At 48.6% G+C, this 21500-nt stretch carries 14 protein-coding genes, 1 tRNA gene and 1 other RNA gene; 7 read left to right on the forward strand and 9 right to left on the reverse strand.

Annotated elements, in window-relative coordinates; translation table 11 throughout:
* Positions 1-64 precede the first annotated feature (64 nt).
* Positions 65-1159, forward strand: coding sequence for a winged helix-turn-helix domain-containing protein (locus tag MESINF_RS12240; protein ID WP_169700230.1), 1095 nt, complete (start codon positions 65-67; stop codon positions 1157-1159).
* A complete protein-coding gene (locus tag MESINF_RS12245; RefSeq protein WP_169700231.1) occupies positions 1152-2225 on the forward strand; it encodes a hypothetical protein in 1074 nt (357 codons plus the stop codon). Before MESINF_RS12240 ends, MESINF_RS12245 begins: the two co-directional genes overlap by 8 nt.
* On the opposite strand, the gene MESINF_RS12250 is transcribed toward MESINF_RS12245, so the two are convergent.
* From MESINF_RS12250 to MESINF_RS12270, 5 genes are all read right to left on the reverse strand, one after another.
* Positions 2217-2966: an alpha/beta hydrolase family protein gene (locus MESINF_RS12250; protein ID WP_169700232.1), complete on the reverse strand. Its 750-nt coding sequence runs from the start codon at positions 2964-2966 to the stop codon at positions 2217-2219. The genes MESINF_RS12245 and MESINF_RS12250 overlap by 9 nt on opposite strands.
* 10 nt (positions 2967-2976) lie before the next feature.
* Positions 2977-4758: a CehA/McbA family metallohydrolase gene (locus tag MESINF_RS12255; RefSeq protein ID WP_169700233.1), complete on the reverse strand. Its 1782-nt coding sequence runs from the start codon at positions 4756-4758 to the stop codon at positions 2977-2979.
* 63 nt (positions 4759-4821) lie between these two features.
* Entirely contained in the window at positions 4822-6066 is a 1245-nt protein-coding gene (locus MESINF_RS12260; RefSeq protein WP_169700234.1) for an ABC transporter substrate-binding protein, read from the reverse strand.
* 28 nt (positions 6067-6094) lie between these two features.
* Positions 6095-6925 (reverse strand): carbohydrate ABC transporter permease, encoded by an 831-nt coding sequence (locus tag MESINF_RS12265; RefSeq protein WP_169700235.1) that lies wholly within the window; start codon positions 6923-6925, stop codon positions 6095-6097.
* The gene (locus tag MESINF_RS12270; protein ID WP_197712681.1) at positions 6922-7776 is read right to left on the reverse strand and encodes a carbohydrate ABC transporter permease; all 855 of its coding nucleotides are present in this window, start codon (positions 7774-7776) and stop codon (positions 6922-6924) included. The genes MESINF_RS12265 and MESINF_RS12270 overlap by 4 nt, the downstream gene beginning before the upstream one ends.
* Before the next feature lie 311 nt (positions 7777-8087).
* On the opposite strand from MESINF_RS12270, the gene MESINF_RS12275 reads away from it, so the two are divergent.
* The gene (locus MESINF_RS12275; protein ID WP_169700239.1) at positions 8088-9395 is read left to right on the forward strand and encodes a patatin-like phospholipase family protein; all 1308 of its coding nucleotides are present in this window, start codon (positions 8088-8090) and stop codon (positions 9393-9395) included.
* 14 nt (positions 9396-9409) lie between these two features.
* Here the strand turns inward: MESINF_RS12275 and uvrA are convergent, their stop codons facing one another.
* Together uvrA and glmM are read right to left on the reverse strand one after the other, a co-directional pair.
* Complete coding sequence (gene uvrA, locus MESINF_RS12280) at positions 9410-12241, reverse strand: excinuclease ABC subunit UvrA (RefSeq protein ID WP_169700241.1); 2832 nt, start codon at positions 12239-12241, stop codon at positions 9410-9412.
* Entirely contained in the window at positions 12234-13550 is a 1317-nt protein-coding gene (glmM, locus tag MESINF_RS12285) for a phosphoglucosamine mutase (RefSeq protein WP_169700243.1), read from the reverse strand. Before glmM ends, uvrA begins: the two co-directional genes overlap by 8 nt.
* Positions 13551-13649: 99 nt before the next feature.
* Here glmM and MESINF_RS12290 point away from each other — a divergent pair.
* The 4 genes from MESINF_RS12290 (at position 13650) to ssrA (ending at position 16719) form a co-directional block, all read left to right on the forward strand.
* Positions 13650-13740, forward strand: a tRNA-Ser gene (locus MESINF_RS12290).
* A gap of 84 nt (positions 13741-13824) precedes the next feature.
* Positions 13825-14664, forward strand: coding sequence for a 16S rRNA (adenine(1518)-N(6)/adenine(1519)-N(6))-dimethyltransferase RsmA (gene rsmA / locus MESINF_RS12295; protein WP_169700246.1), 840 nt, complete (start codon positions 13825-13827; stop codon positions 14662-14664).
* Complete coding sequence (locus MESINF_RS12300; RefSeq protein WP_231936767.1) at positions 14621-16354, forward strand: sigma-54 interaction domain-containing protein; 1734 nt, start codon at positions 14621-14623, stop codon at positions 16352-16354. Before rsmA ends, MESINF_RS12300 begins: the two co-directional genes overlap by 44 nt.
* A 14-nt stretch (positions 16355-16368) precedes the next feature.
* Positions 16369-16719, forward strand: a transfer-messenger RNA (tmRNA) gene (gene ssrA, locus MESINF_RS12305).
* A gap of 161 nt (positions 16720-16880) precedes the next feature.
* Here ssrA and MESINF_RS12310 read toward each other — a convergent pair.
* Positions 16881-18998, reverse strand: coding sequence for a glycosyltransferase family 4 protein (locus tag MESINF_RS12310; RefSeq protein WP_169700248.1), 2118 nt, complete (start codon positions 18996-18998; stop codon positions 16881-16883).
* Positions 18999-19084: 86 nt separating this feature from the next.
* A complete protein-coding gene (locus tag MESINF_RS12315; protein WP_169700250.1) occupies positions 19085-21499 on the reverse strand; it encodes a xanthine dehydrogenase family protein molybdopterin-binding subunit in 2415 nt (804 codons plus the stop codon).
* Position 21500: the final 1 nt, after the last annotated feature.

Below are 21500 nucleotides of genomic sequence, written 5' to 3' on the forward strand. Positions count from 1 at the left end.
CTATGAATAGTCTTTGACTAATGTATAATATACTGAATCGACTTCCTGGAATGGAGGTATTTTTGTGTTGCCCGAAGGTGTGAATTTCTGTGATTCAAGTAACTATGACTTTCTTTCCTCTCTTTTCAGACTCCAGAACAACGAGTTGATAATGGAAAGATTCAAAAGATTGCCTGCCAATCTCGAAATAGAACCGAACGAGAGAATCCTGAAGTGGGTCGAAAAGACAAGAAAAGCTCTTCCCGATGGAATCAGGGAAAAATTGGGGATTTTTTTCGACAGAGAGTCTTTTTTCGCACTTTTCCTGACCAACCATATAGCGACTAAGAAGTTGATGGAACCGGAGTCTCTACTTTCATACCTTTCAACGATGTCCGACAAAGACTTGATAGTGAACTTTCTCTGTTCCGGCCACGGATTCTCCGAAGAGGCCGATCTTTTGAAGCCGATATCGGCCAGCAACAACGAGCGAGAATTGATAGAGTACATATCGAAAAACATGGCTATGCCGACGAAACAGAAGGCCGATCTCTTGAAACTCTGCAACAATCCATCAGCAGCAAGAAAAGAGTTGATACACCTTCTTCTATGGTACAACGAAAGGATCTACGAAGATCTGCCCTTCGACCCGGTCCGTGAGGTCGAAGAACAACGATCGAAGCTGTACGGTTTTTTCGAGAAGTACGGAAAAAACTACGTTCAGTGGCTCACAGGGAGTTCAGTCAGGAGTGGTGTCCCTGCAACCGGATCCATCACTATAGCTGTCTCCTTCTTCTACGAAATCATTCTGTTGAAGGGCTCAATACCCTACAGAAGAGAGGATATATACGTCGTGGGATACAGATACCCTGAAAGGATAACCCCTCCGGTCGATAAAATGGCCTCGGGAGTAGATCTCTTCACCATCCTTGCAAACGATGTGAACCTGCGAATTCTTAAAAGACTCTCTCAAGGTCCCATGGGAGTAACAGAAATAGCCCTTTCCACAAAACTTACCAACGTCGAGGTAACCGACTACCTGAGCGTGTTGATGAGGTACGGAGTTATTGAAGACAGTGTAGAAGGAGATAGAAGACTGTTCAACCTGAATAAAAACTTTTTGATTAGAACCGTTGGAGATTCCGTTAATGAGATCTTCGGAGAGGCTGTCGATGGCTGATGTAAAGGTTTTTAACAACGAGGCTGTCTCTGTTCTCACTGCACTTTTTCGGCTCAATAACCATGAGAGAATGATCGATCGAGATGCAATCGCCGCCGACAGTCTTGCACGATGGGTGGTAAAATCCAGAGTCGCTATCCCCGTGGAGCTCTTCGAAATGATAGAGGTTTTTTTCAGCTGGGATAGTTTCTTCGGTTTGAGGACGCTTCCTTATGTTTGCTTCGAAGGGATCGACTCCTGCGAAGCTTTTATGGAGTGGCTGGAAGATCTCTCGCCGCAGAGTTTGATGGCAAAGTTTTTCAGCCCGCAATACTGCGAAGACGGCGAGGCGAGAGATCACGCCTTCAGAAGACTGGAACTCGACGAGCGAGAAGCCCTTAAATACGTTTTTTCGAACCTGGAGCTCAGCAATTCCGGCAGGTATTCGGCCATCGAAATCCTCAGAGACCAGAGCAGGGCGAAGGAAAGTTTCACGGGACTTCTGCATTTCTTTTGCCGGAAACTCTTCGACGACGAGCTGAGAGAAATCTTGCGGCAAAGCTCCCGGACCTTCCGAGAGCTATTCGATGGCAACTTCTCTCTCTATGGCCTGCCCTTCCTGAGGGAACTGCTGGACATTGAAACAACGAAAGAAAGCGATGAGCCGGACTTTTATATTTTTTCTTCATGGTTTCTGGGAGGTTCCGTTATCACCGCCAGCCTACCCGAAAGGAACTCTGTGATCTCGATTGTAGGCGAAGAGATGATTAAGAAGAGGAACGTACTTTTGGCAGTCCCGAACGCTCTCGAAATAGCCAGAACGCTTTCCATGGATGGTTCTATGAAACTTTTGAGAGTCCTCATGAACCGCCGGATGAACATAGAATCGATCATCGAGGAAACTGGCCTTCACAGACACGGACTGATCGAAAAACTGGCGGCATTATCCAGACAGCGACTGGTCGTGACAGGCGTTTCCGGCGATGAATTCTGGTTTGAAACCGGCGAACAGCTGATAGATAAGGCCTTGTTAACCATGAGAGATATAATGGTAGAAAAGCGGGTGGTCGGCCACCCGCTAAAGTAATTGATCACAGAGAAACCTTTCCGACACTTCGAATAGCTCTTCTATCCAGTCGAGCCTCTGGTACTTGTGGTTGGCCCCCTTTACTGCGTGGAACTCAACGCCTCTCTCTCTAGCGTAGCGCATGACCGGTTCATAAGGTACCGACTCGTCCTCCGACCCGTGGATAATCATTAGAGGGCCGTGGTAATTCTCCAGTTCCGCGGAGGCATCAACGCTGAGTCCATCCCTTTGAAAACCGGGGCCTAACTTTAGACCCAGAATATCTTTGTACTTTTCGTCTCTGGAAAAGCTGTACTCTTCTCTTGAGAAGAACTCGCCGTTCATTATGACGGGCGACCATAGAAGCACGGCATCGAACTCTCTCTCCCTTCCGGCGAGCAGAGAGGCGACCATTCCGCCCATGCTGTATCCTATAAGCGCCAGCTTTCCATTGAACCAGCTCTTCTCTCTCACAAGAGACACTATTTCTAGAGCATCCCGGAGTTCAGTAAGGGGAGACATATCGCAGAACTCGCCCTCGCTGTCTCCCGAACCCCGGAAATCGAATCTCACGGTCGCTATACCCCTTTTCACGAGTTTTCTCGATAACCGCGGGTATTTGAAGGTCGAGACGATGTGCTCTCCGGTGAAACCGTGAAGCATTACCACCACGGGAAAACTGTCGCCGCCTTCGGGGAGTTCGAAGATACCGAAGATCCTGTTACCGTCTAATCCTGTTGTGAAACTCTCTATTTTCGACATAGATACAACCTCAATCGATATTCAGTCTGGATTTTATGAATTGTACGATTTCTTCGTCCAGCGGCTCTTTGCCGATGGCCTGATTCCACTTTAAAACCAGGCCACCGCTAACTCCGGACGCTATGCCTCCCGAAGGTCCTTCGAAAGAGAGACCACCATCTTCGAGAGAGACACCCCAGGACAGTTCCTCAAAAAGCCTTTCGTAAGTACTCAGCGAATCGTGCGTGATCGCCTTTCTGGCTAGGACAACAATCAGCAGACCACCACTTTCCACATAATTCTTGATGAAGGCGATCTGCTTTTCCGAAATGGCCATGAAGTCCTTCATAAAAGTGTCCTGATCGGGTAGCGGAAGAATCAACACCTGGCCTCTGTTCATTGTCGCTTCCGTCAGCTCGCCTATCACGGGCCTCACATCGCCGCCGAGATTGCTCAAAAGCTCCGTTAGGTACTGCAGCTCGGACACATAGTAATTCTCGTGAGAAGTGTCGAGATGAGCAACGAACCTGGTGAAATCGATCTTCAACCTGAATGCGGATTCGCCGTCAATGCAAAAGACAAGATCCTGGGAAGTGCAGTCTAGAGTCTCCCTTATCTCGACACAACTCATTGGCGGAAGTACGTACTCTTTTTCCATAACAGTACCGCACTCACCCATTATAGTCACATTAAGTCTCTCTTCACTCTTTCTGGAGTTTATTAGATCGAAAGCTATCTCGAAAGGCAGTCCGAAAACCGGTCTGGCATCGACTGATCTGGCATTCAGTATATATTTCTCACTGCTACTTTGGAACCAGATCGGAGAAGAGACTATCTCGTTCCCATCCTTTTGGTCTATCTTAACGAAGTACCAGTTGTAAGAGAACGGATTTTCGACATCGACATCGATTGTCCAGGAATCGCCCTCGACATCCAGTACCAACGGTCCTTCGTTACTGTAAAGCCAGACCGAAGCTACCGGATCGCCGGGATCGCTGTATTCGATCTTCAAAGTTGCTGTCGGTTGATCGTAGAGAATATCGCCCATTTTGGACTGTCCTGCCGAGAAAGATATGAAGGCGTTTCTGTCTTCGCTGGCGTAGATATTTCTCGTTTTCAGTGCCTCGTAAACCTTCTGAGTGGTAAGCTCGTCGATCACGAAGACCGTTCTCGCGTCGTTGGCCGTCGCCCAGTTCTCGTAGTGATTGTCCTGATTGGCCGAGGCACCGACGTGCCAACCCCTGTTCAGAGCTCTCTGGTAACGTTCCAGGTATTCAGGCTTGATCACGTTGTTCGATTTTCCCGCACCATTGCCCACTTCGATAGTATTAATATAGAGATCCACTTCTGGAAAGTACAAAAAATCGAAGAAATCTCCGTAGGTCCGTCCCGGATGGCAGAACTGGGCCGTAGCCTTTTTCTCGACTATCCAGGCGTATATGTCCAGGAGGTCCGAACTGCTCCTGTCAAGGAAATCATCGGTGTTGTAGATCGTGATGTGTCCACGACTTGTAAGAGTCCACTCGTAACCCGAAATCGCTATGAACTTCCCCTCCTGCGTGTACTCTCTTGCCAGGTTACGGATGACGTCCAGCTTCATAGAGCCGTCGGGAAGGGGATATACCAGATCGTGACAGTGCTCGGTTATTGCCTGTATATCTACCACACCAGAATCCCTGGTGTACCTGAAAGCCTGATCTGGCGTCCCACGACCATCTGAGTAAGATGTATGAGCGTGAATGTTTCCAAAAAAGACCGCACCGTAAACGATCAGAGAGATCGATATGAACAATGCCACAAACACTCTTTTCATTTCAAACACCTCTCAAAAAACAGGGGCAGTCTCCGGCTGCCCCTGTCATCGCTGAAAAAAAGATCAATAGTAATCGTCGAGAACTCTCTGTGCATCCTTGTGAAGCTGCTTTAGGACTGCATCTACGTCTTTTGTGGGATCGGACATCACCGATTCCCAGGCAGACGTGATCATGGCGTGCACCTCGGGATAGGGACCATACCAGGGTCTTCTTACTGCGCTGTCTCTAAGTTGCTGATATGTGAGGGCGAATCTTGGGTCGTCGGTCATGATCTTTTGTATCTCGGGCGATTCGAAGGCCGAGATTCTGCTCGTCATGTATCCAGTTGCCAGAGACCACTTCATGGAATTTTCGGTGGAAGTCAGGAACTTCAGGAATTCCCAGGCGGCCTGTTTCTCGGCAGCCGGTCTGGAAGAGAACATGAAAACGTTTGCTCCGCCGATCGGAACTACCTGCTTTTCCTGCATCGGCATTATCGTTGCACCGAGATCGAATTTGGCATTCTGTTTTAGATAACCGAGACTTCCTGTAGAACGGACGACCATCGCTATTCTACCGGAAAGGTCGAGCTCATTTCCGCCAGTCGTTCCGAATATGAAAATTCCCTCTCTTACACCTTTCTGGAAGAAGTTCCAGGCGTTTACCGTCTCGGGAGAGTAGATCAACATTTTTCTGCCATCTTCCGATATGATCTGTCCGCCGAATTGCCATATGTAGGCTTCCAGAAGCCAGTCGTCAATACCAAATCTGTAACCGTAAATGTCGGGACCCAACGTCTTGATCTGTTTGGACGCGGCATAGACTTCGGTCCATGTTTTCGGAGGATTGTCGGGGTCGAGTCCGGCCTGTCTGAAGAGATCCCTGTTTATGTACAGAAGGGGCGTACTGCAGTTCAATGGAAGTCCGAGAAGCCCCTGGTCGTAGGTGTTGGCGGCTATGAATCTGGGCCAGAAATCGTCGAGTGTCGCAGCGAATTCCGGATCGTTCTTGATAAAGACGTTCAAATCCTGGAAAGCTCCCCCGTCAACAAACTGACCGATTCTTGACTGCTCTATCTGGGCTAGTGTAGGCACATCACCGGCTACCAGAGCTGCCAGCAGTTTCTGCATTGTATCCTGATAGTTTCCAGTGTAGACTGCCTCGACTTCGATTTTGCCTTCCTGGAGTTTGTTAAATTCGGCAACGATGTCCAGAAGTGTCTGTGAGTAAATGCCCGTCTGCGCATACCACATAGTGACCTTTACGGGAGCTGCAAAGACAAGTGCAACAACTCCGAGTACAAGAAGCACTAACAGAGTCTTTCTCATAAAAAAACCTCCCCTTTCGAAATTTGGGTTATTCCTTCAAACCCGAGATGCTTATTCCTTCGACAAACTGTCTCTGAACAAAGAAAAAGAAAACTATTACTGGCAAAACCGCCGTCGTCGAAGCGGCCATTCTCATAGTCCACTGAGTCTCCCATCCACTAACGAACTGCGAAATTCCGACCTGGATCATCTGTTTCTTGGCATCGTTTATAACAATGAGCGGCCACATGTATTCGTTCCAATGTGCGAGGAAAGTGTATAGAGACATCGTGTACAGGGCCGGTTTCGACAGCGGAATGATGATCTTCAAAAAGATCTTCATCCTGCTGGCGCCATCGATAATAGCCGCCTCTTCCAGTTCTTTTGGTATTCCCATGAAGAACTGCCTCAACAGGAAGATGCCAAAGGCCGAACTCATGAACGGCACTATCAGAGCTTTGTACTGATTTATCCAACCGAATTGCTTCACGATGACGTAGAGAGGAACCATGGTTACTTCCGGCGGAACCATAAGCGTTCCGATCAAGACCATGAAGACAACGCTCGAACCTTTGAATCTTATTCTCGCCAGGCCGTAAGCGGCGAGCGAGTTGAAGACAAGCTGTAAAAACGTCACCGAAAGAGCAACGAATAGAGTATTGACAACGTATTGGCTAAGAGGGATTAACTGAAAGGCCTTCACGAAATTCCTGAAATCGAAGATCGTTGGCAGAAAACTGGGCGGTATTGTGAAGGCCGCGTCCTCCGTTTTGAAAGAAGTGACCAGCATCCATATGAATGGTAGATTGATCACAATCGCGACGAACAATACCATTAGTACCACTATTGTTCTCAGGGCGATATGAGGTTTTTTTCTCATGAGTAATGCACCCTCTTTTTGCTGACCGCGAATTGAATTAGAGTGAGAACTACCATCAAGGCGAACATAAACACGGCGATGGCCGAGGCGTAACCGAATTTAATATACTTGAAGGCATTTTCATACAGGTAGTAGGTTATGACCTGGGTGCTCTTGGCCGGTCCGCCACGCGTCATGACAGATACGGAAACGAAGACCCTGAAAGAGGCGATGAACTGCATGATAACAACGAACAGCGTGGTCGGTGAGAGGAGCGGAAGAGTTATACTCCTGAACTTATTCCAGGAGGTTGCACCGTCGATCTCTGCTGCTTCGTAGTAAGTCCTTGGTATAGTCTGAAGTCCGGCCAGAAAGAGAACCATATTGTAGCCCACACGTTTCCAGACGCCAACGATTATCAGCGCGAGCAGAGCATAATTGGGATCACTCAACCATTTGATGTTATTTATGCCGAACCACGAGAGAAAATAATTCATCAGTCCGAAATTTGGTTCATAAAGCCATCCCCAAATGACGGCAGCCGCGGCCATCGAGGTTACAACGGGGATATAAAAGAGAGTTCTGAAGATTCCCTTTCCCTTCAACCACTCGATATTCAACAACATGGCTAAAAGGAGGCCTAAAACAACCGAAGGAACGACTGTGCCAAGAACGTAAAGGACCGTTGTCCAGAGAGAGTTCCAGAAATCCGGAGTCTCGAACATCCTTATGTAGTTTTCCAGACCCACCCACTTCATCGGTCGGATCATGTTCCAGCTGTGAAACGATACGTAGAAAGCCCAGGCCAGTGGAAGATAGATAAAAACCACCTGAACAACGAGTGCGGGCGTTACCGTCAACCAACCGGTCATAACCTCCCTGGAACGACGCCGCAAGTGTATCACCCCTCTTATCCGAAAGTACGCAAAATTAGTTACAGCGATTATGACGGCAAAATTCAGGCACGAGATCAAAAACCAGATCAAAAAAAAAGAAAGCCGACGCCATAAAGACGCAACTTTCTCATCATCTCTGTCACGCTATGAATAGTTTAGCATATTCATCAACGCGAAATCAACCTGCGGGAAATGTTGGCTCTTCGATCGTCCTTTCGTGTTATCATTCCCAGCGGGAGAATGAATCATCATATAAGGAAAGGATTATCTGAAGCGGGGTGACTGGATTGCCGAAAGTACCGATAGAGGAAAATTACAATGAGAAAGACGAGTTTCGTTTCGATGGAAAGACGGCTCTGATACTCTCCGGCGGCGGCGCGAGGGGCAGCTACCAAATAGGCTGCTGGAAAGCCCTCAAGGACCATGGAATAGAGATAGCCGGTGTTTACGGTACCTCGGTAGGTTCGATAAACGCCGCGGCGGTCGCGATGAATAACTTCGAGTTGGCGGCTGAACTGTGGAAAAAAATAGATTATTCGACGGTGATGGAGATATCTCCTGAAGTGGAATCAGTAATTCAGATGGCCAAAGCCAAAGCAGGCATCAGAGAGGTCTTCATGGGTATCAAACTTCTTATGGATGGCCGAGGAATCGATATAACTCCCTTGAGGAGATACCTCCATTCCATGATCGATGAAGAGCGCATCAGAAGATCGGGTATCGATTTCGGATTGGTCACATATTCCCTTAGCGAGATGAAACCGGTTATGCTTTACATAGACGAGATACCCCGCGGAATGCTCGTCGATTACATTCTTGCGAGCGCCAACTACCCCGTTTTCAAAAGAGAGGAGTTCGATCGCCGCAAATTCATAGACGGCGGGGTTTATATAAACATTCCCATAGACATGGCCAGAAAAAGGGGCTTTATAGACATGGTCATAATCGATATAGGCACCAAGAGCCTTATAGACAGACTTAGAGTTATAACCGGAGCCTTCGAAAAAGACAAAACCCTGTATATAAGGCCCAAAAGACACTTCGGCAGCCCTATGCAGTTCGAACGCGAGATAACAATGAAATATCTTGTCGAAGGCTACCTCGATACTCTGATGGCTCTGGGAATCGTTCAGGGCAGTTATACCTACATCTACGAGACAGAGGATCTGCTGGCGAGACTGTTCTGGTCCATAGACGAAGAAACGTTTTCCAGGGCGCTCGGTATTCTGAACATAGAGCGTAAGAAAACGGAAAGCCCCATGTACTTTTACTTCAAACAACTTCTGCCGCTTCTAGAAATTGGTCTCAAGACCTGCGGAAGCAAAGGCGTTCTGTGCGGGCTCGCCGATTACACCTTCGGGCTGATGGAGGTCGAAGAACTCGGGCTTTACTCCGGACTCGATTTTTTCGAAGCGATATCCGCAAGACCCCCGACCTCTTTAGAAAGCCTTCGCGGTGCCACAATCAACGAGATACCCCTTGCCGGCCTGCTGGAGATGTTATCGCTCGTGTACAGAAAGAGCCGGTTCAAGGTGAAAAGACCGGCCAGATTCGATCAATATCGGAGTAGCCTGGATTTCCTGGGAGCGAAGTGAAAATCCTGGCGCGATCACCTGACGGGGTTCAACAACTTTCTCAAATAATAGCCGGTATGGCTGAACCTCGTCTCGGCCACTTCCTCGGGCGTCCCCGAGATCACGACCTCTCCCCCTCTGGCTCCTCCTTCCGGTCCGAGGTCTATTATATAATCGGCGTTCTTTATAACGTCCATGTTGTGTTCCACCACAACCACGGTGTTTCCGAGTTCGACCAGCCTCTTGAGGACTTTCACCAGTTTTGACACATCGTCAAAGTGAAGTCCTGTGGTGGGCTCGTCGAGAATGTAGAAGGTACTGCCGGTAGATTTTTTCTTCAATTCCGAAGCCAGTTTTATTCTCTGTGCCTCTCCTCCAGAAAGCGTGGTCGCTGGCTGGCCAAGCCTTATATAACCCAGTCCGACATCGTTGAGCAGCTCCAGTATCCTGTTGAGAACCGGTATTCTTTCGAAAAAAGAAGTGGCCTCTTCCACAGTCATGTTCAAAACATCCGAGATCGATCTACCCCTATATTTTATCTCCATGGTCTCTTTATTGTAGCGACGGCCTTTACAGACATCGCACTCCACGTAAACATCCGGCAGGAACTGCATCTCGATCTTTATCATTCCATGTCCCTGGCAGGCTTCACACCTTCCTCCTTTAACATTGAAGGAGAACCGCCCTTTCGAGTAGCCTCTCGCTCTTGCCTCTTGCGTTTTAGCGAATAGATCCCTAACGAAATCGAAGAGACCGGTATAGGTAGCCGGGTTGGATCTCGGCGTTCTACCTATGGGGCTTTGGTCTATAACTATTACGCTGTCGATCGCTTCCCAGCCTTCGAGGCTGGCTCCGGTATCTATCGGGGTTTTGGAGTTGCCCAGACGGTTTTTTAAAGAGGGGTAAACCGTGTCCATCACCAGTGAACTCTTGCCACTGCCGGAGACCCCCGTAACAGTTATGAACCTACCCAGGGGAAAGGCGACGTCTATGTTTTTCAGATTGTTGCGCGATGCTCCCCTTACTGTCAACCAGCCGCGATCGCCGTTGCCGGCGACTTCAAGCCTCGGGACTGAACACTCACCTTTTAGATACCTTCCCGTCAGAGATCTTTCAGGAGGATCTTCGATGAGTCTCTGCGTAGGGCCCTGATATACTATCTCTCCGCCGTGAACACCCGCTCCCGGCCCCACATCCACAATGTAATCGGAACTTCTTATAACTTCTTCGTCATGTTCGACTACTATCACCGTGTTTCCCAGGTCGCGCAGGTTCTTGAGAGTTTTGATAAGTCTATCGTTGTCTCGGGAATGGAGACCGATGGTCGGTTCGTCCAGTACGTAGGTAACTCCGGTGAGACCCGAGCCAATCTGCGTGGCCAACCTTATTCTTTGGGACTCCCCGCCGGATAGCGTCATCGCGTATCTTGAGAGCGTAATATAATCTAAACCGACATCTATCAGAAACTTCAATCTCTTCTCGATCTCGCCCATGAGTTCGCCGACTATCTCGAACTGGTGTTCGCTGAGGTGTATTTCCTGCACAAAATCGAAGAGCTCCTGGATCGTCATATCGGAAATTGATGCGATATTCCTGTCCTTGAGTGTAACGGCCAGAGCCTCGGGGCGCAGCCGCTGCCCGTTGCACTGAGTGCAGGTTTGCTGAACCATGAAACTGCTCTCCATCCAGTAGCGCATTTCTTCGGACTGGGTTTCCTGGTATCGCCTCTTGAGGTTGTTGATAACACCTTCGTAAGGCCTTTTCAATTCGTAGGTCAGTCTTTCCGATTTGTACTTCATGGTTATGTCATCGGTTGTGCCAAAGAGCAGGGCATTTTTCACGTCTTCTCGCAAATCTTTGAAAGGTTTATCTGGAGAATCCCCGAGCGATTCGATAACCCTGATCAACATCTTCATGGTGAAACTGTCCTGTGACCCAGAGATAGCTTTGAAGGCACCTTTTAGTACGCTCAGATCTTCGTTGACGACTAGATCCCTGGAGAATTCCATTGTATACCCCAGGCCATGACATCTAGGACAGGCACCAAAAGGATTGTTGAAGGAGAAGATTTTGGGGCTTATCTCAGGAAGGCTTATCCCACAGACCGGGCAGGCAAAGTTCTCGCTGAAGATCTTTCTCTCCTCTGTTTCTATCAAACCCACCTCCACGAATCCGTTCCCTTCGTGGAGTGCCATCTCTACGCTGTCGGCGATTCTCGAGGCGTTCTCTCTCTCGACTTTCAACCTGTCGATCACCAGGCTTATTGTGTGTCTCTTGTTCTTGTCTAGTTTTAAATCCTCTTCGAGATCGTAGATATGATCGTCGATCTCCACGCGCACGTAACCCTTCTTTCTGAGATTCTCCAACTCCTTCTTGAATTCGCCTTTCTTCTCCTTGCAAATCGGTGAGTATATGGCTATTCTAGAACCTTCGGAGAACTCTTTGAAGATACCCTCCACTATCTCGTCGAGACTCTGTCGCTGAACTGTTCTTCCGCATGAAGGACAATGTGGCACGCCGACACGCGCGTAAAGAATTCTCAAATGATCGTGGATCTCCGTTACCGTTCCGACAGTGGATCTTGGGTTGTGACTGACGGTCTTCTGTTCTATGGCTATTGCAGGCGAAAGCCCTTCGATGCTCTCTACATCGGGTCTTTTCAGTTCACCCAGAAACTGTCTAGCGTAGGTTGAAAGCGATTCTAAATACCGTCTCTGACCTTCGGCGTAAATGGTATCCAGTGCGAGTGAAGATTTGCCAGAACCGGAAAGGCCGGTTATGATCGTTAACGAGTTTTTGGGTATTTCGACGTTCACGTTCTTCAGATTGTGGACTCTGGCCCCCTTGACAGATATGTATCTATCCATTGCTGCACTCCTCGACGAGCTCAACGAGCTCTTGACAGGTCTCCTCCACTTCGTGCGAATCGACGCCTTCGACCATCACTCTCACATACGGTTCGGTGCCCGATGGACGTAATACTATACGCAGATCGCTCTTGCATTCGAGTTCGCAGAGTCTTGTCTTAAGCTTTTCACACTCCATGACGCCTTTTTTATCGGAAACAGGCACGTTCTTGAGCAGCTGGGGAAACACCGGGAACTCCTTAAGGAAGTCCTCTAGAGTTTCACCGAGCTCACTCAGAGTATTTAACGTTTCCAGTGAAGTTATCAGACCGTCTCCGGTAGTACTTCTGTCCAGGAATATGATGTGTCCGGACTGCTCTCCGCCCAGAACACCGCCGGTCTGTAGCATTCTCTCAAGAACGTATTTATCGCCGACCTTTGTTCTCTCCAGACCGATTCCTCTGCCGGAGAGATACTTCTCGAAACCGAGGTTGGACATCACTGTCGCAACGACGCGGTTGCCCTTCAATCTACCCTGCCTGACCATTTTTCTCGAATTGAGGGCCATTAGCATATCGCCGTCCACAACACGCGAACCCTGAAGAACGAAAAGGCATCTGTCGGCATCGCCATCGAAGAGTATTCCGACCTCTCTTTCCCCGAGAGCCGCTCCAATGAACTCCGGGTGAAGTGAGCCACACCCATCGTTGATGTTTATGCCGTTGGGCTCCATACAGATGAATCGGGCTTCTATGCCGAGTTCATTATAGACAGGTTCGACGACCGTAGTGATTGCGCCGTTCGCCCCGTCGAGAACGAGCTCATTATCGGGGAATTTCTGGCCTGTGAAGATCTTTATGATGTAATCTATGTACTCCTCACGATAAGATGTGACTGTGCGTGTCTTCCCAACACCTGAATAAACGGTATAATGGAAGGGTTTGTTCACTATGAGATTTTCGATCTCGACCTCGTCTTCATCAGAGATTTTCATCCCTTTGGCCAGTACTTTTATACCATTGTAAACTGCCGGATTGTGGGAAGCCGAGATAACCGCTCCGATAGTGTCCAATTTCCTGGTTATATACGCCAGCGAAGGTGTCGGCATAACGCCAGCAAAGTCGACGTTCATGCCTGCTGAAGCGGCTCCCGCGGCCAGTGCGTTTTCTAAAAGATCGCCCGAGCTCCTGGTGTCTTTGGCAATGATAAAGTTCCTATATTTTCCGAGATAGTATCTCCCTATGGCGTTTCCAAGCTTCATTGCGAGTTCTGCAGTCAATTCTTCGTTTATAACCCCCCTGATACCGTCTGTACCGAAGAGTTTCTTCATCTTTTCGCCCCCGATAATCAACATTTCTATACCTATCCTTTAGTTTACCACACAATTGCGTTGACAACTTTAACTACGGTCTATATAATTGTCTGTGTTGGAGAGATGGCCGAGCGGTCGAAGGCGTACGCCTGGAGAGCGTATGACGAGCAAAACTCGTCCGTGGGTTCAAATCCCACTCTCTCCGCCATTAAAAAGGCAGCCCGTCTTCATGACGGGTTTTTCCTTCTGGGCATACATTTTGAACAGATTGAACAGGACTGGAGGAGGTTACTTGGCCAAAGATAGCGTGAATATCAGACTCAACACGGCTTTGGGACAGAATTTTCTGAAAAATGACAGGATCGCCAGGAAAATGGCCGAATTCATAGACCTACCAGTTGGTTCTACCGTCATAGAAATAGGCGTAGGTTCGGGAATATTGACCAGAGTCCTTCTAGAACGCGGCTTCGCCGTTGTAGGTTTCGAACTGGACAGAAGATTCGTTGAAGTCAATCACAAGCTAGAAGGACCCGCCTGCAAACTGATATACGAAGATTTCTTGAAGGCCGATCTCGGTTCTATTCCCGACTATGTAGCTTATGTCGCGAACATTCCTTACTACATAACCTCACCAATAATCGAAAGGATCATGTTCGAAGGCCCGCGTTTTTCAAGTGCGTTGCTCATGGTGCAGAAGGAGTATGCAGAAAGACTGACTGCGTCAGCCGGGACCAAAGAATACGGCGTTCTCACAGTAAACGTGAATACCTTCGCCACGGTCAGGGAGCTTTTCCAGGTTTCAAGAAGCGAGTTTATACCCCATCCAGAAGTGGATTCTACGGTCATAGAGCTTCGACTCCTGGAAAGGCTTGAAGAGTTGCCCGATAGAGACGGTTACAGGGCTTTTATTAGGCATTGCTTTTCTCAGAGAAGGAAGAAGCTAACCAATAACCTCAAGTCCTTGATTGACTCGCCCGATGAACTTCTCCTCTCCTGTGGAATAGATACCTCGGTAAGGGCCGAGGAACTTTCGATAAACCAATTCAAGAAGCTTTATAGCCTTTACACCCTTCAAAGAGAAGCCGGGCATGGGCCGGAAAACAGGAGCGATCGTGAACCGGGATCTCTTTGATAGAATACTCAACTTTCTGATGGAAGGCATAATAGTCATCGATGCCACTGGTAAGATCATTTTCATAAATGAAGAGGCTTTGAAAATAGTCGGACTCACCAGAGACAGGGCAGAAAACCGCCTCATAATCGATACCATACCCAATACCAGATTACATATCGTTCTCCAGAGCGGCACTCCCGAAATAAACAGGATTCAGTATCTGGGGGACAAAACTATCGTAACCTCCCGCTTCCCTCTTATGGACGAGAGCGGAAAAGTCTATGCCGCTATGGCCATCTTTCGCGACATGACGAACGTGGAAAAGATGGCCGAGGAGGTCATCAACCACAAAGAGATGGAGTCTCTTTTGACCGGCATTATCGATGCCACCTACGATGCGATATCTGTCGCCGATGAAAAGGGCAAAATTGTGCTGGTCAACAAGGCTTATACTAGAATCACAGGCATGAGCGCAGAATACGTCATAGGAAAGATGGCCACTGTCGACATTGCAGAAGGGTCGTCACTACACATGGAAGTGGCGAGGATCAGAGAACCCGTCTTCAACGCGAAATTAAAAGTCGGGCCGGGGAAAAAGGACGTCATAGTGAACGTAACTCCGCTTCTTGTCAAAGGAAAATTCAAAGGCAGCGTTGGAGTAATCCATGATATATCGGAAATTGAACGACTCGCAAAGGAACTCGAAGATGCAAGACGACTTCTGAGATACGTAAAAGCCAAATACACCTTCGATGATATCGCCGGCTCCTCACCGCTCATGAAAATTGCGAAAGAACAGGCCCGCAAAGTATCCAGAACGCGCGCCACCGTACTACTGAACGGGCAGAGCGGAACCGGAAAGGAACTCTTCGCACATGCCATACACAACTCCAGCGACAGACGCGACGCAAATTTTATCAGCGTCAATTGTGCAGCCCTTCCCGAAACCCTGCTCGAGTCGGAACTGTTCGGTTATGTTGAGGGAGCCTTCACCGGTGCCATACGCGGGGGCAAGAAGGGGTTGCTTCAGGAAGCTAACGGTGGAACGGTCTTCCTCGATGAAGTTGGAAAGATGAACCTCTCGGTGCAGTCGAAGTTTTTAAGGTTTCTTCAGGACCACGAAATCAAGCCTGTCGGCGGAAACAAATCAGTGAAGCTAGACGTTCGGATAATCGCAGCGACTAACTTAGAGCTCGACAAACTGGTGGAAGAGGGGAGGTTCCTCTCAGACTTATACTACCGGCTCAACGTGGTGCCTATCGTAATCCCAGCGCTCAAAAATCATCTCGAAGACATACCCGAAATAGTACATACAATAATAATGCGCCTCAACCAGGAGTATGGCAGAATGGTTGAAAGAATCGAACCGGCTGCATTGAATTTGCTTCAAAAGCATGATTGGCCCGGAAACGTAAGGGAGCTGGAAAACGTCATAGGCAGAGCCATCATCAACATGGAGCCAGACGAGCACACAATCAAAACATCACACCTTCAGGGACTCTCTGTCGTATCGGAAAGACGCGATTTACTGCCGGAGGGCGATCTCGAGAAGATGATGAGTGACTACGAAAAGCGAGTCATCGTTGCCGCGCTGGATAAAAACGACTGGAACAAGACTGCGACAGCCAAAGAACTGGGAATAAGTATCAGGAATCTATACTATAAGATCGAAAGGTACGGAATACGTGACAACAAAGGTTCCGGATGATATAATAAAAAATTGGGGGCGAAACGGTTTCGACGGGGTCAACGCACCTGCAGGAGCGAGTCGAGGTTCCGGAGCCGCGTTAAAAAACCGGACAAATAGAAATGCCAACAATGAATTTGCTCTTGCTGCTTAATAATTAGTAAGTAGCCGCTCTATCGGCTTTGTGGTTCGATGGGTCGAGATGAGCGTCAGAAAATCGAACTTAACCTGTGCCTTAGCTCCGAAGGTTCGGGGACATTCAGGAGCTCGGATGGTCGGACTCTGCCAGTGTAGTCTTGGCCGTTGACGATGATCACTGGCTGCGCTCGGAGACCCTGCAGGGAACTTGGTTTCGGACGCGAGTTCGACTCTCGCCGCCTCCACCATCATGACTAAACATCCATCTAGCCTAGACGTTGCTTTGGAACGAATACGGAATTTGTTGGCTTAACCTCACACAAAATAATTGTGTGAGGTTTTGCTTTTCAAAAGAACTAGGAGTTGAGGTTACGAATTGAACACTCCTGATTATCTAACCCCATTTCTCCTACTTCTTTTCATCGGGTGATTGTTGGTATGATTTATAGATATCGGCAAACATTCTCGCGACAACCGAAATCGAATACCTTCTATACACAGTCCTGCTGCCGTTTTCGGCAATCATTTTCATTTTACGCAGTGATAGGTCTTTGTCCAGAAGTATTTTGACCAGGTCCCTTCCGAGGGTTTCTTCAGAGGTGGTATCGATGAGGAATCCATTCAAACCGTGCTTTATATACTCTTTCACGCCACCTCTGCGTGGGGCTATCGCCAAAAAACCGGCGGACATGGCTTCAAGAATCGCTATGCCGAACTCCTCCTTGTAAGAGGGCGCTACATAAACCGGTGGTCGTGGACTTTGAGAGATCGCAATATCGTTTTCGAGACAGCGCACGTAATCGTTTTCCATAGCCGGGAGATGACAGAACCCCGCTGAAATCAAGGGGGATTTACGAATGTACTCCTCAATTTTTCTCAGTTCTCCGGCCTCAATTTCATCGGGGTTTTCTATACTACCTCCCACGATGACGAGGTTGTATCTGTTGAAGAGCGGGGATTCTCCCCAGGCTTTAAGAAGTTTAAACTGCCCTTTTAGCGGATCCATTCTCCCCACCGTGAAAATAATGGGCAGATTTTTTCTATTGCGGTCGATGTGGTACTTTCTCTCCATCTCGAACAGCGAATCGTATCCAATATATCTCTGGCGCATTTCGGATGGACATTCATCTCTTAAGGATATTCCTTCCGGCACCATGTTCAACTTACAGCGTAGATTCTCTCTTATCAGCGGCGGATAGTAAGAAATCAGCTGATGTTCGTTCCGGCTTGCTCCGATTCCTATCAAACTATCACACTCTCTCAGCATTCTCCAGGAGATCTGGACCCGAGAAGTGTCTTCCATAACTCTATCGATTCCGGCTTCAAGCAGAGCCCCTCCACCACCGGAAAACCTTCTTTGAGGATCGGCCGTTAATGTGAAGTGAGTCTTTATTCCTCTGAGTTTTGCAAGTTTCATCATAGACAGCGAAGCGTAATCCGAAAATCTCATATGAAAATATGCTGGAGAGATTCCAGCTATCGAAAGAATGTCGTCCATCGTCGAAGCTAGCGGCCATTGATAACCGCTGAAGTGAGCGGCTTTAAGTTTCTGATAACCATAAAGCGGAAAGTAGATGAACAAGTGGCCGTCTTTCTCGACCCTATCTAGCTTGAAATGTTCATCCAGCTCTGTTTCTTCGACGGGGATAACTGTAATAACGCTATCCAAAACACCGGCAAGTTCGTTCCCAAGAGTTCTGAGAAAAGTCCCGATTCCGCCACTGGAGCCCCGACCGGATTTGAAAGGATCTCCATGAAAAGAGAACTGGACCAGCGATCCGACGGCAGTGTAAACGCCTTTTAACTTTTCTAGAGAATGGTAAAGTCCGTTCGCCCAATTGAACCGGCATTTCGAAAGGAACTCCGGAATGATCCCCCGTCTGACCGCTTTGAGTATGGCTTTCATCGAGAGAAGAGGATCGGAAAGGCTGGAACGCTTTAGATATTCCGACCAGTTTGCGTTGCGAGAATCGAGGTAATCCAGTGCCAGAGCCCCTCTATTTCCCCCTTTCATGAGTTCCTCTTCCAGATCTCCCGCAAACTCGAGATCATCACCTTTCAACATGGACGATTCGAGCAAGAAGGAGGAATTGGTTTTGCGTTCTTTAAACTCAACGGTTTCCAGTAGCAACTCATCCATTTCGAGGTTCGTTCCGAAGAGGACGTCGAGGGTTTCGACCGGAAGTGTTCTGCCACTTCTCGCCATTCCGCGCAGGAGAGCAGTTACTGCAAGCCTTTCCGATTCAGGATTAATGATGAATTTGGAAAGTCCTTCAGCAGGGAGAATCTCGCCCAGACGAATGAATGCAAGAACTCTGATATGGGCGTTGTGGGATCTTCCAATCTCGAACAACCTGGAAGCGTTCGTTATCTCACCCGTGAGATACTCGAGGGCTGAGAAATCGTCCTCAACGAGTTCAAATCTCTTCAGAGCCTTTACTGCATCTTCCAGAGAGATTTTGGATCTATCGACCTTCGAAGCTATTTCTTCGAGATTTTCTGTGAACCTGCCATCGTCATATTTCACGGAACACCTCCGAATAGATGATAATAGGCCCACATAGGAAATCATCTGTAGCCAGCCGTTGAGATGCTTCTAAGAAGGCCTAATGCTCACCATTCTTTTTTCGCCTTTCTGAAAGCCAGGTCGAGCGCGTAAGGCCACTCCCAAAAATCTGTCTCTCCCCTTTCCTTCGCGCGCAGGGCTTTGAAAACCCTTTCCCTGCTAAGCGGGTAACTGTGTATCCTTATGCCGGTGGCGTTGAAAAGGGCGTTGTTTGTGGCGGGGGCCGGCGCGATCATTGAATGCTCCCCGACTCCACGGTTACCGTATGGAGAGAGCTCTTCAGGTGTCTCTTCCCAGAAGGCTTCTATCTCGGCAGGCGCATCCTTGAAAGTCGCTATTTTATAATCGGTAAAATCGGGGGTTAACAATTTTCCATTTTCATCGTAGGCCATGGCTTCCATAAGGCAGGCCGAAAGCCCCTGCACAGTTCCACCTTCTATCTGGCCGCGTACATTGATCGGGGTTATCGCCTTTCCCACATCGTAACCTGCAACCGCTCTGTTTATTGCTATCTTTCCGGTTCCAGGATCGACTTCCATATCCACACCGATAGCTCCGAGCGTGAAGTGTACCACGCTCTTGGCCGATTGGCCGGTATCGGTGTCGGGATAGATTATGTCTGGAGGCGTAAATGAACCAGTACCTATAATTGGACCACCTTTTAAAACACCGTCGGGCATTTTGAAACCGTTCTGGACTCTTTCATCGATTCTTTCACTCTTCCCAAGTTTTCTGCATTTCACAACTCCGTATTCAATACTTATACTGTCCTCTGAAACCTGCCAGTATTCGGAAAATAACGCTATGAGTTTTTCTCTCACATCGCACGCTGCACGCTTCACCGCCATTCCCATGGACCAACAGGAACGGCTAGCAACCGTTTGCCAATCATAGGGATGGCTCTGGGTGTCGGGGTAGTAAACCTTTATCCAGTCGTACGGTACGCCGAGTTCTTCCGAGACGATCTGCGCATAAGCGCTGTAAGTTCCCTGTCCCATATCCATAGTCGCCGCGAGGACTTCGACCGTTCCATCTCCGTTCAATTTCACTATGGCCGAAGAGGAAGCGTCCGCCGGAATAGCAGGGGCCTTTATCGCGAGGGCTATCCCCTTTCCCCTCTTCCAACCTTCCCTTACGGGCGGCTCTTTCTCTGAAATCTTCAGTTTAGCGGCAACTCTGTCGATGATTTTGTCGAGTGCGTGATCGTGCATAGGCATGCCTGTACATGTAGTCTGGCCTTTCTTTAGAAGGTTTTTCTTCCTGAACTCCACCGGATCGATGTGCAACTTGTCGGCGGCGATATCTATCACGACCTCGAGTGCGCTCATGAGTTCGGGAAGGCCGAATCCCCTATAAGCGCCCCCGAAGGGTTTGTTGGTGTAAACTGCGTAGCAGTCGGACCAGACGTTTGGTATGTTGTATGCTCCCATTGATGTATAGCCGGCACTCCTGACGGGGTTGGCGCCGTACTCGGCTGAAATACCAGTGTCGAACCAGAAGGTATTGCGGATTGCCTGTATCAGGCCGTCATTATTAACTGCGAGTTCGATTTTGGCCACGAAGCCCTGTCGGACCCATGATGTGAGAAGCACTTCTTCTCTGGGTATGAAGAGCTTGACCGGTCTTCCCGCTATCTCCTTATCCATGGCAGCCGCAAGACAGAGAGCTTCGATCGTCATTCCGGCCTTTCCGCCAAAACCTCCGCCTATCGGAGGAGCTATGACTCTTATTTTATGGAGAGGATAGCCGATGCCTTTCGCGATTATATCCCTGACGGTAAAGGCCGACTGGGCCGATGTCCAGATCGTTATCTCGCCGGATGCGGGGTCTTGTTTGCAGATCGAGCACAGCGTTTCGAGAAAGCCGTGGGCTATCTGCGGACAGGTTACGGTCTCTTCGAAGATATGGTCTGCTTCCTCAAAGGCCTTTTCGACGTCGCCCTTTCTTATCCTGAACCAGTTGCCTATGTTCGTATTGGGTTGGGGTGTTATGAAATCCACGTGTTCATATTTGTGAAGTTCTGGATGTACGAGAACGGTGTTGGTCGTGGCTGCCTTCACCGGATCGAAGATAGCTTCTAGCTTTTTGTAATCTACCCTGACACGCTTCACTGCTTCCCGTGCAGTATTTTCGTTTTCGGCCACTACCAGTGCCACCGGCTCTCCGCAGTATCTCGTTCTGCCGATAGCCATCGGTGTTCGATCCTTGAGATAGAGACCGAAATGGTGGGGAAAATCCTCGCCGACTATAACTCTTACGACTCCGGGCATTTCGAGGGCCTTAGTGGTATCGATCGATAGTATCTCGCCATGTGGAATGGATGAGCGAACGACGGCAGCATGAAGAAGCTCCGGTCCGAATCTTAGATCGTCGGTGAACTGAAGAGTACCTGCCGCCTTCTCAAGATCGAACTTTCTCGGCAACCATTTTCCAACGCCGGTACTGGTTTTTATATTCTTCATA

This window comes from Mesotoga infera (genome assembly GCF_900157305.1).
In the GTDB taxonomy this organism is placed as follows: domain Bacteria; phylum Thermotogota; class Thermotogae; order Petrotogales; family Kosmotogaceae; genus Mesotoga; species Mesotoga infera.